This is a genomic window from Microcoleus sp. S1D4 (assembly GCF_036700765.1).
Lineage (GTDB): Bacteria > Cyanobacteriota > Cyanobacteriia > Cyanobacteriales > Microcoleaceae > Microcoleus.
In genome coordinates, this window is the sequence record NZ_JAUBPP010000016.1 from 84,066 (window position 1) to 96,866 (window position 12,801).

The following is a 12,801-nucleotide window of genomic DNA, read 5'->3' on the forward strand; positions in this document are numbered from 1 at the left end:
GGCCAGAAACCGGGTTTTTTTACGAAAATATTTCGTTGTAGCGCGCAGATTCGGTAAAAAACCCGGTTTATTTGGTCGGAGTGTGTCCCGGACTGTCTATTTCAATGAAGATCCTAGTGCTACAATTTATAAAAGTTCGTTAAGAGGGACATATAAGTATGCAAATCAAAGGCATAAAACGGGGTAATATTATCGAAATTTCTGAAAATCCGAATATTCCTGACGGCTCCGAAGTTCTGATTGAAGTCCAGGAAGTTTCGCCAGTCAACTATGAGGAGAAGCTGGCAAAGATGAAAGAGTTTTTAGCAGGTTTGTCAGATGAAGACAGAGAGGAATGGCGAAAAATTGGAGAATTCCTAGACAGTGAAGGTGCAATTAATAGACAATTATCAGTGCTTTTTTATAAAACCCAAGGCCGTTCCCTGCTGTTTGGGAGCGATAGCGGACTAATTACAACTTCTGATGACTTTGATGAACCGCTGGAGTTATTGCCATCACCGCTGGTCGATCGCTTGCTGGAAAAAGCTAAAGAATTGACTAAAGTATCTGCTGAATTAACTGAAATTATTGCTAAGATTGAGAAAGAACGCCAGATTGAGCAACCTCAAAATTTTTGGGAAGCAATCCAAAAGTTTCGTCAAGAAAACAATCTAGAAGAAGCAGGAATTGAGGCAGAAGTTTTTGAGGGACTCAGAGATTCATCACCAGGGCGCGAGGTTATTTTGTGAGTTTGCGATTTTTATTAGATACTAACGTACTTTCGGAACCAACTCGACCAATTCCGAATACAAATGTGGTCAAAATGTTAGAGCAATACAAAGAAGAAGTTGGGACGGCAACAGTTGTCTTTCACGAACTTTTATTTGGGTGTAAGCGACTTCCTGAATCAAGGAAACGTCGAATCCTAGAAAGTTATCTCTATGAGACAGTTCGAGTTCAAATTCCTCTCCTGCCTTATGATGCTAATGCTGCCATTTGGCACGCGACAGAAAGAGCGCGTCTCTCCAGTATTGGCAAAACCCCAGCATTTGCAGACGGTCAAATTGCGGCGATCGCTAAAGTAAACGAATTGATACTTGTGACAAACAATGTTTCAGACTTTGCAGATTTTATCGACTTGAAAATAGAAAATTGGTATGTGTAAATATCGCCTTATTATTGCACAAGCAATGATGGAAGGGATACCTATATTAAGTAAAAATTCTGCGTTTGATGCCTATTCTATTAATCGAATTTGGTGAATTATGAAAAAGATGAAACGAATTATTAGTAGTGTTTTGGTTTTGGGTGTGTGTCTGACTCCTATGACTGTGCCGATTATGGTGCAACCGAGTTGGGCACAAAGTCAAAATTCACAGGTTGAAAAATTAGAGCAACTCATAGAGCAAGCAAGGCAACAGGAAAAGCAAGGACAAAGGCAACAAGCGATCGAAACATGGCAGCAGATTCTAGTCATTGCGCGACAATTTAAAGAGAGACGAGGTGAAGCTATAGCACTCAATGGTATTGGTTTGAACTACAACAGAATCGGACAACCACAAGAAGCATTGAAATACTATAACCAAGCTTTACCAATTACGCGGTCAGCGAGCGATCCTTATGGAGAAGCTGCTACTTTGAGTAATATTGGTGCAGTCTACGACAGCATCGGACAACCACAAGAAGCATTGAAATACTATAACCAAGCTTTACCAATTATGCAGTCAGTGCGTGATGGTTCTGGAGAAGCTACTATTTTGAATAATATTGGTTTAGCCTATAACAGAATCGGACAACCGCAAGAAGCGTTGAAATACTATAACCAAGCTTTACCAATTAGGCGATCAGTGCGCGATGGTTCTGGGGAAGCTACTACTTTAAATAATATTGGTGCAGTCTACAACAGCATCGGACAACCGCAAGAAGCATTGAAATACTTTAACCAAGCTTTACCAATTCTGCGGTCAGTGGACAATCGCTCTGGGGAATCTGCTACTTTGAATAATATCGGTGCAGTCTATGACAGAATTGGACAACCACAATCAGCTTTGCAATACTATAACCAAGCTTTACCAATTAAGCGGGAAGTAGACGATCGCGCGGGGGAAGCTACTGCTTTAAATAATATTGGTACAGTGTACCAAATCATTTCCAAACCGCAAGAAGCATTGAAATACTATAACCAAGCATTACCGATTCTGCGATCAGTGGACGATCGCTCTGGAGAAGCTACTACTTTGAGTAATATTGGTTTAGTGTACGACAGCATCTCCCAACCGCAAGAAGCATTGAAATACTATAACCAAGCATTACCGATTCTGCGATCAGTGGGTAATCGTTCTGGACAAGCTACTACTTTAAATAATATTGGTTTTGCCTATCGAGACATGAAGCAACCAACTCAAGCGATCGACAATTTGCAGCAATCCATCCAAATTACCCTAGAAATACGGAGTGGTTTACAACGGGAAAATCGCCAAAAATTTTTAGAAGGCGAAAGAGGTAGCGCAGTTGCACTTGTTGACATCCTCATCGACCAAAACCAAGCCGATCGCGCCTTCCAATGGGTCAACATCGCCACCACAGCCGATCTCGCCGACTACACCCGCTTAATTGACGCCAAAGTAGCCAACCCCCAAGCACAAAAAACCCTTGACGAGTGGAATCAAAAAAATCAACAACTCCAATTCCTCCGTAGCCAACTCGAAGACAACTTCTCAGAAAATCTAGCCCGACAAATGCGGGAATTAGAAACAGAAGCCAACCGCAAAGCCGAAGAAATCTCCCGCCAATTCCCTGAAGTCGCCGAACTCTTTGAAACCACACCCAAAGACATCGCCCAACTGAAAGCAAGTATCGCACCAGATACCGTTGTCATTCAACCCGTCTTGCTGACAAATGTCAAAAATGTCCCCAATACCATCGCCCTATTTGTCTTGACAAAAGACAGTTTAAGCGTTAAAAAAATTGCCATCGACCCCGCAGAATTTGACAAACTCCTCACCGAACACCGCGAACAAATATCAAGCGAACTCACTTCAGATTACAGAGAAACGGGTGGCAAACTATACGATATCTTAATTCGCCCACTCGAAGACCAAATACAGGCATTATCTCCCAAACAATTGAGCATCATCGCCACAGGAAAATTGCGTTATATCCCTTTTGAAACCCTTTGGGACACGAAAAATCGCCAATTCCTCATCCAGAAATATCCCGTCCACTATCTCACCCGCATTTCCACAAGGTCACTTCCCAATTCTACTTTACAAGGCGGAGTCTTAGCATTAGGAAATCCCATCCCCCGCGATCCACAAAATTTACCCGGTACAGAAGAAGAAGTTAGAAATATCGCTCAATCATTCCCCGGAAGTTCCGCCTATATCGGCAATGCCGCCACCCTCGACCAATTCAAAACTCAAGCACCCCGCTTTCCTTTTTTACATCTAGCAACTCACGGCTGTTTCCAACAGGGAGGCTGTAAAAAATTGGGCATGGAGGAAAATACACTGCTATTTGCTGACAGCCAATTCAATATTCGCGATGCCGCGTTATTAGGATTGCAAAACACCAGACTCCTCACCTTAAGCGCGTGTCAAACTGCTATGCAAGCAAATTCTAACGGCGAAGAAATATCGGGAGTTGCCTATGTATTTGAGCGGGCGGGCGCACAAGCTGTGATGGCGAGTTTGTGGAGTGTTGATGATGCCGCTACTAAAGATTTGATGGTTGAATTTTATCAAAATATTAATAAGGGGATGAGTAAGAATGAAGCTTTGCGGCAGGCTAAGTTGAGTCAAATCCAGCGGCATCCGTTTTATTGGTCGCCGTTTATTTTAATTGGCGATGCCCGGTAGTAAAGACCAAATCCCGTTCGCTGCTATAATAATACCTAGATACTGTAAAAAAAACGATGGCTGCCAAAGACCGATTCCATGATGCTGTTAAACAAGCTCTATTGAAGGAGCAGTGGGTAATTACGGCAGATCCGCTGATTCTCAAGATAGATAAGGTAAAGTTTGAGATAGATTTAGCAGCAGAGAAAGTCTTGGCTGCTGAAAAGGCTGGACAAAAGATTGCTGTTGAAATCAAAAGCTTTTTGAATCCATCAGCGGTTACAGACTTTCATTCAGCGTTAGGACAGTTTTTAAACTACCGCTTAGGATTGCAAATGAATGAATCAGATAGAACTCTATATCTGGCAATTCCTATCGATATATTTGAATCCTTTTTTCAAGAACGATTCACTCAGGAAGCTGTCAAACAGTATCAAGTGAAGTTAATCGTCTATGAACCGATTCAGGAGGTAATCATTGAATGGAAAGAATAGAGCAGTACCGCCAATTTATCCGCCAACTCTTAACATCCCATGCCAATGTTGATAATAATTCAGACTTGGATGTTGAATGTCAGCTTGTGTTCGATACAGAACAAGACCATTACCAAATTTTAGATCTTGGTTGGGAGGGATACAAACGGATTTATAACTGTTTCATTCACTTAGATATCAAGGATGGTAAAATTTGGATTCAACGCAACATGACAGAAGCCGATCTCGGTCAAGAATTAGTGGAGATGGGAGTACCAAAAGAGGACATTGTTCTAGGGCTGCATCCACCTTACAAGCGTCCGTATACTGGTTATGGAGTTGCTTAGAAAAAAGGGGGTCAAACCCTCAGTCCGCCAGGGGTTTAAACCCCTGGCGGACTGAGGGTGAAGCTGACATTAATGCGCCCCTACAAGTCGCCACAAAGCCAATCCGCCGCCCCTTCCCCTAGCCGCAATTATCCCATCTCCTACCAGAAAATATGCAAAAAATGCCTGCTTCCCCACACTCAAACTAAAAAACTCCGCCTCCCGCCCTTCTCCACCGCGAATAAATCCTTGATACACAGTTTTACCCAACAATTTCACCGTAATTCTGGTAAAATCAAAAGCTAAAATATTCTTATTAACCAAAAACTTAGTCGGCCCAGAAAGAGTTAGTACGATCGCCCCAACTTGCACCGAATTCTCCACCCTGCCCGTTTCGCTATCCGTTTCCCCACCAGCAACAGGTTGGGCCGAATAAGCAATTTGAATTTTCGCCACCCACTCAGGGATGTAACGTCCCGCGCCCAACACAATTCCCGCTTTTTGTCGAGTCTTTTTAGTGCCGGTGATAAAGCACAAGCGCCAATTGCCGATTAATTGCTCGAAACCATAGCGAATTTTATTTTGTTTCGCGTTTTTCTCAGCTTCTAAGAGGGCTGCGACTACGGCGGCGGGAGATGGTTTTGTATTCGATTTAGCGGCTTGTTCTAGAATAGATATATTTTCCATTTAATAATATACAGATTTGTATTTTGAAGGTAATATCTGAGTCTAACTTATCCTCGCATCTTCCGAATCGTTGGCGGCATTTTGAGATGGCTTACGCCCCGCTACGCTACGACTTTTGGCAAACGGGCGATGGCTTACGCCCCGCTACGCTACGACTCTAAAGCATAGCACAAACTTTTTAGCATGGGCCGCAAAAACTCTTGCGGGGCCCGCACGCGGGCCTCCAATATGGCAAATTCCTCAGTTTCAATCCCTAAAGACCGGCCGCACAAACTGCCGCTCCCACTAACCCTACATTGTCATCCAAAACCAATCGCACCGGAATCATTTCTAACAGTGAATCCATCCGACCTTTGTGGGTAAAAGCTCGCATAAAACCGCCTTCTAAAATCAGCGGCAAAATCTTAGCAGCAATACCGCCGGCTACATACAAACCGCCGTAAGGTAAAAGTGAAACAGCCATATTTCCCGCCACCGCCCCGTAAGCTTCTACAAACATTTGCATTGTTTGTTCCGAAAGCCGATCGCACTTTTTGAGTGCCGCCTGAGCAATTGTCGCCCCCGGATCGACAGTCTTCTCGCTTTTACCAATTTCTGATTCCCATTGAGCGATCGCAGCCCCTACCTCCGCAGATTCAGCAGCAAACTTGCGATCGCGCAAAAACTGGTAAATTGAAGCAATCCCCTGTCCCGAAACTACACGCTCGATCGATATTCGGGGAATATCATGTTTTGCTAACAAATATTTCAGCAAATCAAACTCCAACTCCGAGCGAGGTGCAAAATCAGCGTGTCCCCCTTCCGAAGAAAAAACCCTAATACCATTTGCTTCGGGAATTGCAAAACAATTTCCCAAACCAGTACCCGCACCAATCACAGCAATTGGATCGTTTTGGCAGGGTTTTCCAACTTGCAAAACGTGCAAATCTCGATCGTCCAAACCCCACACGCCGTAACCAACCGCAACAAAATCATTAATTAAACTAACGCGGGATATTCCTAAATCCTGTTCCAAGCGCTTTGCATCCAGTCGCCAAGGTAAATTAGTCAATTTTGCAGTGTTGTTGACTACCGGGCCCGCGATCGCAAAACAAGCTTTTTCAGGCTCAGGTACAAAATCCAGTTTTGCAGCAGCCTCCGTCAAAAACTGCCGCACAATCGGCACTAAATCGGGAAACTCGCCGCTCGGATAGCGAAACTCGTAAAGAGCATTCATTTCACCCTTAACAGTCCTTTCCACCAAGCGCAAAATCGTCTTAGTCCCGCCAATATCACCCGCTAACAATAATGCCATAAACCTCCTATTTCAATCAAAGATGGGGGAGCATCTGTGTTTTGCATAATTATAGTGCGAGCGTCCCCGCTCGCACTCTAGCAATCCTAAATCATTATCAAGACTATAGCAGTCCGTTCATTAGTGTAATTCTTGTAGGGGCAACCCCCCGTGGTTGCCCTCTTTACTTCCGATCGCATTCCCCATTTAACTAGACAGGCGGGAATTCCCCCCACCATAGCGGTACTCCGCTTGGTGGTGGGATGAAAGACGAGCGAAGCGACGATCTATCGCCTATCCCACGAAACTCGACATCTTGATGATCGAGGGAAATGGGATAGGCGTGACCAGACGAGCAAATTCCTGGGATTTTCCGGCGTATCCTTGGTACCATATTATCAGAGATGTCGATCGCCAATAATGTATCAAGCCTATAAATTCAGAATCTATCCTACTGCCCAACAGCAAACGTACTTTGCGGGTGCTTTCGGCTGTTGTCGTTGGTTTTGGAATTATAGTTTGAATCTGTGTCAGCAAACCTACAAAGATACTGGCAAAGGGCTGAGTAGAAGTGCGATTCAAGGATTACTCCCAAATCTAAAAAAGGAATCTCCTTGGTTGAAAAATGCTTATTCTCAATCACTTCAAGTAGTCGCATTGAACCTGTCTACTGCTTATAAAAATTTCTTTGATAAACGTGGCGGTTTTCCTAGCTTCAAGTCGAAGCATGGAAAACAATCTATTAGTTATCCTCAGAATGTTAAAGTAGGTGATAACTCGATCAAATTGCCGATAATCGGTGAAGTGCATTGCATAATTCATCGAACACTCGATGGCCAGGTTAAAACTGTTACTATTTCCCAAAATACTGATGGTAAACACTATGCTTCGATCTTGGTTGATGATGGACGAGAGACACCGGAAAAAGATGCTAACGGCAAAGCTATCGGCTTAGATGTTGGGTTAATTGACTTTGTTGTAACCAGTGATGGCAGCAAGTATGCAAACCCTAAGCATCTCAGGAAACACAGTCGCAATCTCAAGCGTAAGCAGCAAAAACTAAGTCGCAAACAGAAAGGGAGCAATACTAGGCATAAGGCTAAAAGATTAGTAGCCAGAGTTCATTCGAGAATCAAAAGAGTCCGGGTCGATTTTCTGCACAAGCTATCCCGCAAGATAGTAGACGAAAACCAAGTTATTGCAGTAGAAAATCTAAATGTCAAAGGTATGGTGCGTAACCATTGTCTAGCTAAAGCGATTAGCGATGCTGGATGGGGGATGTTTGGGACAATGCTCAAGTACAAAGCAGAAAAAAGTGGAAAAACCTATGTAGAGGTTGACCGATTTTTCCCTAGCTCTAAGACTTGTAATAATTGTCTTCACAAAGTATCAGAAATGCCTTTGAACCTGCGTTATTGGGATTGCCCTAAGTGTCACAGCCGTAATGATAGAGATATCAATGCCTCGAAAAATATTAGGGATGAAGCCTTGCGGTTTTTGGCATTAGGAACGAGTGCTGCAGCCAGTGGAGGGAGTGTAAGTCAACCTGGAAAGATTTCGGTCTTGATAGATGCGATTCCCCTTGAAACTGGAAGCCCCCGTCATAGCGGTACTCCGCTTGACGGTGGGTAGTTCACACACCCACAGTATTAATTGCCAACCAAGCCCGCAGCACCTCAGCCACAGTCCAAGCTTGAGCAGTGCAGCCCCTAGGCGAGTGAGGAGCGTCGCCCTCAAAAATCTCGCTGAGACTTCCAACCCCTGCGCTTTTTATATGATGTGCCATCGGTGCTAGAAATTCACGAGCTTGTGCTGGGTCTTTGTATACGTGCAAGTGAGCCAAGACAAAGGGGCCCATCAGCCAGCCCCAAACCGTGCCTTGGTGGTAGGCGCTATCGCGCTGCAATTGGTCGCCTGTATAGACTCCAAAATACTGCGGGTGCTGCGGTGAGAGGCTTCGCAGGCCGTGGGAAGTCAGAAGCCCTTGAGCGCAAGCGTCCACTACGCAGCGCCGCTGGATTGGTGTGAGTAACGGTGTATAGCGGGGAGTTTCCTTGCCCCGCACCCCCGGTAACAAAGAGGTGGCGGAGCGAGGCGGAATCGAGTCTAGGGGCAGGGAAACGGCGAATATTTGGTTTGGCCGCAGCGAGCTGTCGTTGCCGTCCGGGCCGTCTAAAACGTCGTAGCAGTAACTGGTTGAGTCGTTCCAGAAGCGGGTGAATCCGGCGCTGGTGCGATCGCCCAACCGATCGTATTCGTGGTGAGACTTGCCCAATCTGCGAGCAAAACTTGCCATAGCTTGCAGGGCGTTGTACCAAAGGGCGCTGAGTTCGATCGGCTTACCAATCCGAGGAGTCACCACCCAATCGCCGATTTTCGCATCCATCCAAGTTAGTTGGACGCCGGTTTCGCCCGCGTAGACTAAACCGTCATCGGGATCGACGCGGATGTTATACCGAGTTCCCCGAATGTGCCACTCCACAATCTCACATAGTGTCGGCCAGAGTTCGGTCAAAAGTTCGTCGTCTCCGGTGCAGTCGCAGTAAGCGCGAATTGCCTCAAAGTACCACAGTGTCGCGTCTGCGGTGTTGTATTCCGGTGCGCCCCCGGCATCCGGGAAGCGGTTCGGGAGCATTCCCCGATCGACATACCGCGCAAAAGTCCGCAAAATCGATCGGGCAATGTCCCACCGCCCGGTACAGATTGTGAGGCCGGGCAGGGCGATCGTGGTATCGCGCCCCCAGTCGCTAAACCAGGGATATCCGGCGATAATCGTTTTACCTTCGGGTTCCTCCGGTAGCGGGCGGTTGACGATAAATTGGTCTGCTGCTAGCACTAGGCGATCGATCCAGTCGGGAGATTCTCTGGCGGGCGAGAAGTTTTGCAGCAATTGTCGATCGTAAGTGCGACGCATTTCTAAAGCTTTAGCGCCGTTGAGTTCGGGATTTTTCTCGGTACTGGCTATCAATGTGACAGAGTTTCCCGGTGCGATGGTCAAGTGAAAAGTCGCCGCGTGCAAGTGATCCTCGCAATACTCCAATCCGCGCCGTTTTTCAGCGGCGAGGTCAAATCCGTAGTACCAATTGTATAAAGGAGCCGAGACTCGGAATTGAGCCTCTGGTTCGGCATCTGTCAGCAGATAAAGCGGTGCGGCTCCTTCAAAAGCCGTGACGCAAACCCCATCTGTCAAGGTTTCTAGCCTCCCGGGCCAGTCGCTAGCCCTTGTTGTGTGGTGGTAGTCGCGGTAGTTGACTAGGGCTTTGACAGCGAGGGATACTGGCTTTGAGGCGCGGTGCAAATGGTATTGAATATATGTTGTGTTAGCACCTTGCTGCATCCAAATCCGCTTGGACAAAATAGCGTCGCCGAGGGCAAACCTCCAAACAGGGGTAGTTTCTTCGAGGTAGAAGCTTTCGATTAAGTTGTAGCCGTGGGGTTCGATCGCACTGTCGGCCCAGCGGTTTGTATAAAGCGGATAAGGGCGATCGGCATACACCGCCGTCTCGTCGAGCTTGGCGAGCATCAAAGTGCGTGCCAGCGGGGGTTTGAGGGCGGCTACCAGCAGCCCGTGATAGCGCCTAGTGAGCAGATTGGCGATCGTCCCGCTAGCGTAACCGCCGATCCCGTTTGTTACCAACCACTCGCGAGACTCCGCCGAGTCAAGATTGCAGCAAATTTCCCGTCCAAAATCAATAACCATAAAACAAACACTCGCGCTAATTTGTAATCTATCTTTAGGTATATTTAAAACCAATTGTTAACAACAAATATTAACCATTGCAGGCTGCTATTGGGCGATCGGCGCTAGGAGCAGATTCATGCTTTAATTTAAACATAACCAACCGCTACTTTTACTTTTTCCCAGTCGCAATTCTAGCCTTTAATGGCTCTGTCTAAAGTTAGTTGTTTGTTATTTTAAGCCATATTACCCTCTAAATAGACATCCAACAGTCACGGCAAAGCATTTGATACCGCCCCTAGGGATATCGCACCACCAACCTATTTTATAAGGAGAACAACTAAAAGTGAAGATAGGAGCCAATTACCTCGGCAACAATCAATGTGAATTTACAGTTTGGGCCCCCACAATCAAACAAATATCCCTCCAAATCATTTCCCCAAACAAACGCCAAATCCCCATGCAGCAATCCGCAGAAGGTTACTGGCAAACCACAGCTACAGACATCCAACCAGGAACCCTTTACACTTACAAACTCGAAGAAAAAACCGATCTACCAGACCCAGCCTCAAAATATCAACCCCAAGGAGTCCACGCCCCATCCCAAGTAATAGATGAAAACTCCTTTACTTGGACAGACAAAAATTGGCAAGGTGTGCCAATAGCCGAAATAGTTATCTACGAACTGCACGTAGGTACATTCACCCAAACCGGAACCTTTGCAGCCATAATTCCCCAACTCAAACAACTTCAAGAACTCGGAATCAACGCCATCGAAATCATGCCAGTCGCCCAATTCCCAGGCGACAGAAACTGGGGATACGACGGCGTATATCCCTACGCCGTCCAAAACTCCTACGGCGGCCCCGAAGAGTTCAAAAAACTCATCAATGCCTGCCACGAACACGGCATATTAGTAATTCTCGATGTCGTTTACAACCACCTAGGCCCCGAAGGAAACTACCTCCCCGAATTCGGCCCCTACTTCACATCAAAATACCGACCTATTTGGGGAGAAGCCCTCAACTTCGACGACGCTTACAGCGATGGAGTCCGCAATTACTTTGTTGAAAACGCCCTCTACTGGTTTCGAGACTATCACATCGACGCTTTGAGGCTAGACGCAATTCAAGCAATATTTGAAGTGAGTGCCAGACCGTTTTTGCAACAACTATCCGATGCCACAGCGGATTTTTCCGAAGAGGTAGGAAGGAAAATTTATTTAATCGCAGAAAGTGACTTAAACGATGTCCGCACTACACGCCCCAAAGAACTAGGTGGCATGGGATTAGATGCCCAGTGGTGCGACGATTTCCACCACGCACTCCACGCCTTGCTTACCGGAGAAAATGACCGATATTACCAAGACTTCGGCAAGTGCGAACATTTAGAAAAATCCTTCAAAGAAAGCTTTGTTTACTCAGGCCAGTACGCCCCCCACAGAAAGCGAAAACACGGCAGTTCTGTCAAAGATGAACCGGGCGAAAAATTTGTAGTATTTTCCCAAACCCACGACCAAATCGGCAACCGCATTTTGGGAGACAGACTGTCGCAAATAGTTGACTTTGAAGCACTGAAACTCGCAGCAGGTACGGTTTTTATTTCTCCTTATATTCCCTTCTTATTTATGGGAGAAGAATACGCAGAAACAGCACCGTTTTTGTACTTTGTTTCTCACTCAGAACCTGACTTAATTGAAGCTATTCGCAAAGACAAACAACAAGAATTTAAGATTTTTGAAGGTCGAGGCGAGTTTCAAGACCCCCAGAGTCCTGAAAGCTTCCAAAAGTGCAAATTAAACTGGGAAAAACAAACAGAAGGAAAGCACAAAGTCCTCTGGGAATGGCACCAACACTTGATTCAACTGCGGCGGACAATACCGGCACTTAAAAAACTCGACAAAAACAATCTAGAAGTGTCCAGCATTGAAGCCGATCAAATATTGTTTCTACGTCGCTGGACAGATGACAGCGATATCTACGGCATTTTAAACTTCAACAAGCAAGAGGTCGCTTTTACTGCTGCACTTCCCGCAGGCAAAGGTCACAAAATTTTAGACTCTACTGATGTAAAATGGATGGGTTCGGGTTCTAGCTTGCCTGACAATATCGAATCAGAGCAAGAATTGATTGTTAAACCGCAGAGTTTCGCACTCTACGAATTAGTGAAATAGTAGGTTGGTTTGGGCGATCGCTCATTGGTGTCAAAAACCCAATCAAACTTAGTATCAGTCTACTATTTGATGTCTTAGTTTTCGCGATCGCCCCGTAATGAGGGCGGCACGCACCATCCACCGCCCCGTAATTAAGGCAGGCAAGCACCATCCACCGCCCCTACTTGTCATTATCCACATTTTTGATTTTTCGTTTACCGACTAGCCAGCCTTCGGTTAAAACAAACTAAAAAAACCAGAAACTGGGTTAGTTTTAACCGACTTACACGCATTAGTCAGGGAATTAATTCCCTGGCGGCTCGCAGCGGATTGAGGATTTCACCAGATATGGGTAATGACAAATAGTTGTTAGGCTATTGTCGAGCCGAATGCGCT

The 12,801-nt window shown here is 45.8% G+C and carries 11 protein-coding genes; 7 read left to right on the top strand and 4 right to left on the bottom strand.

Annotated features, from left to right (window positions below; genetic code table 11):
- Positions 1-158 precede the first annotated feature (158 nt).
- The 5 genes from QT998_RS17760 (at position 159) to QT998_RS17780 (ending at position 4,635) form a co-directional block, all read left to right on the top strand.
- Positions 159-728: a hypothetical protein gene (locus QT998_RS17760; RefSeq protein ID WP_333116612.1), complete on the top strand. Its 570-nt coding sequence runs from the start codon at positions 159-161 to the stop codon at positions 726-728.
- A complete protein-coding gene (locus QT998_RS17765) occupies positions 725-1,144 on the top strand; it encodes a type II toxin-antitoxin system VapC family toxin (protein WP_333116609.1) in 420 nt (139 codons plus the stop codon). Before QT998_RS17760 ends, QT998_RS17765 begins: the two co-directional genes overlap by 4 nt.
- 109 nt (positions 1,145-1,253) lie before the next feature.
- Positions 1,254-3,836 (top strand): CHAT domain-containing protein, encoded by a 2,583-nt coding sequence (locus tag QT998_RS17770; protein WP_333218100.1) that lies wholly within the window; start codon positions 1,254-1,256, stop codon positions 3,834-3,836.
- A gap of 56 nt (positions 3,837-3,892) precedes the next feature.
- Positions 3,893-4,309 carry a XisH family protein gene (locus QT998_RS17775; RefSeq protein WP_333116604.1) on the top strand — a complete coding sequence of 139 codons (417 nt, stop codon included), beginning with the start codon at positions 3,893-3,895 and terminating at the stop codon, positions 4,307-4,309.
- Entirely contained in the window at positions 4,297-4,635 is a 339-nt protein-coding gene (locus QT998_RS17780; RefSeq protein WP_333116603.1) for a XisI protein, read from the top strand. Before QT998_RS17775 ends, QT998_RS17780 begins: the two co-directional genes overlap by 13 nt.
- Positions 4,636-4,704: 69 nt before the next feature.
- Here the strand turns inward: QT998_RS17780 and QT998_RS17785 are convergent, their stop codons facing one another.
- A complete protein-coding gene (locus QT998_RS17785; protein WP_333116600.1) occupies positions 4,705-5,301 on the bottom strand; it encodes a hypothetical protein in 597 nt (198 codons plus the stop codon).
- Between the two features lie 253 nt (positions 5,302-5,554).
- The gene (locus QT998_RS17790) at positions 5,555-6,595 is read right to left on the bottom strand and encodes a glucokinase (RefSeq protein WP_333116597.1); all 1,041 of its coding nucleotides are present in this window, start codon (positions 6,593-6,595) and stop codon (positions 5,555-5,557) included.
- 399 nt (positions 6,596-6,994) lie between these two features.
- Here QT998_RS17790 and QT998_RS17795 point away from each other — a divergent pair, with 399 nt between their 5' ends.
- Positions 6,995-8,206 (top strand): RNA-guided endonuclease InsQ/TnpB family protein, encoded by a 1,212-nt coding sequence (locus tag QT998_RS17795; protein WP_333116594.1) that lies wholly within the window; start codon positions 6,995-6,997, stop codon positions 8,204-8,206.
- 1 nt (position 8,207) lies between these two features.
- On the opposite strand, the gene QT998_RS17800 is transcribed toward QT998_RS17795, so the two are convergent.
- On the bottom strand, positions 8,208-10,274 hold the full coding sequence (locus QT998_RS17800) for an amylo-alpha-1,6-glucosidase (RefSeq protein ID WP_333093355.1): 2,067 nt from the start codon (positions 10,272-10,274) through the stop codon (positions 8,208-8,210).
- Positions 10,275-10,599: 325 nt separating this feature from the next.
- Here QT998_RS17800 and treZ point away from each other — a divergent pair, with 325 nt between their 5' ends.
- Positions 10,600-12,426, top strand: a complete 1,827-nt coding sequence (treZ, locus tag QT998_RS17805) for a malto-oligosyltrehalose trehalohydrolase (RefSeq protein ID WP_333116591.1) — start codon at positions 10,600-10,602, stop codon at positions 12,424-12,426.
- 54 nt (positions 12,427-12,480) lie between these two features.
- Here the strand turns inward: treZ and QT998_RS17810 are convergent, their stop codons facing one another.
- Entirely contained in the window at positions 12,481-12,606 is a 126-nt protein-coding gene (locus tag QT998_RS17810) for a hypothetical protein (protein ID WP_333093352.1), read from the bottom strand.
- Positions 12,607-12,801: the final 195 nt, after the last annotated feature.

What these genes read in the sequence shown, in the direction of transcription:
- QT998_RS17795 (WP_333116594.1), top strand. Translation starts at nt 6,995, where the DNA reads ATGTATCAAGCCTATAAATTCAGAATCTATCCTACTGCCCAACAGCAA.
- QT998_RS17775 (WP_333116604.1), top strand. Translation starts at nt 3,893, where the DNA reads ATGGCTGCCAAAGACCGATTCCATGATGCTGTTAAACAAGCTCTATTG.
- QT998_RS17785 (WP_333116600.1), bottom strand. Translation starts at nt 5,301, where the DNA reads ATGGAAAATATATCTATTCTAGAACAAGCCGCTAAATCGAATACAAAA.
- QT998_RS17810 (WP_333093352.1), bottom strand. Translation starts at nt 12,606, where the DNA reads ATGTGGATAATGACAAGTAGGGGCGGTGGATGGTGCTTGCCTGCCTTA.
- QT998_RS17770 (WP_333218100.1), top strand. Translation starts at nt 1,254, where the DNA reads ATGAAACGAATTATTAGTAGTGTTTTGGTTTTGGGTGTGTGTCTGACT.
- QT998_RS17800 (WP_333093355.1), bottom strand. Translation starts at nt 10,274, where the DNA reads ATGGTTATTGATTTTGGACGGGAAATTTGCTGCAATCTTGACTCGGCG.
- QT998_RS17780 (WP_333116603.1), top strand. Translation starts at nt 4,297, where the DNA reads ATGGAAAGAATAGAGCAGTACCGCCAATTTATCCGCCAACTCTTAACA.
- QT998_RS17760 (WP_333116612.1), top strand. Translation starts at nt 159, where the DNA reads ATGCAAATCAAAGGCATAAAACGGGGTAATATTATCGAAATTTCTGAA.
- QT998_RS17790 (WP_333116597.1), bottom strand. Translation starts at nt 6,595, where the DNA reads ATGGCATTATTGTTAGCGGGTGATATTGGCGGGACTAAGACGATTTTG.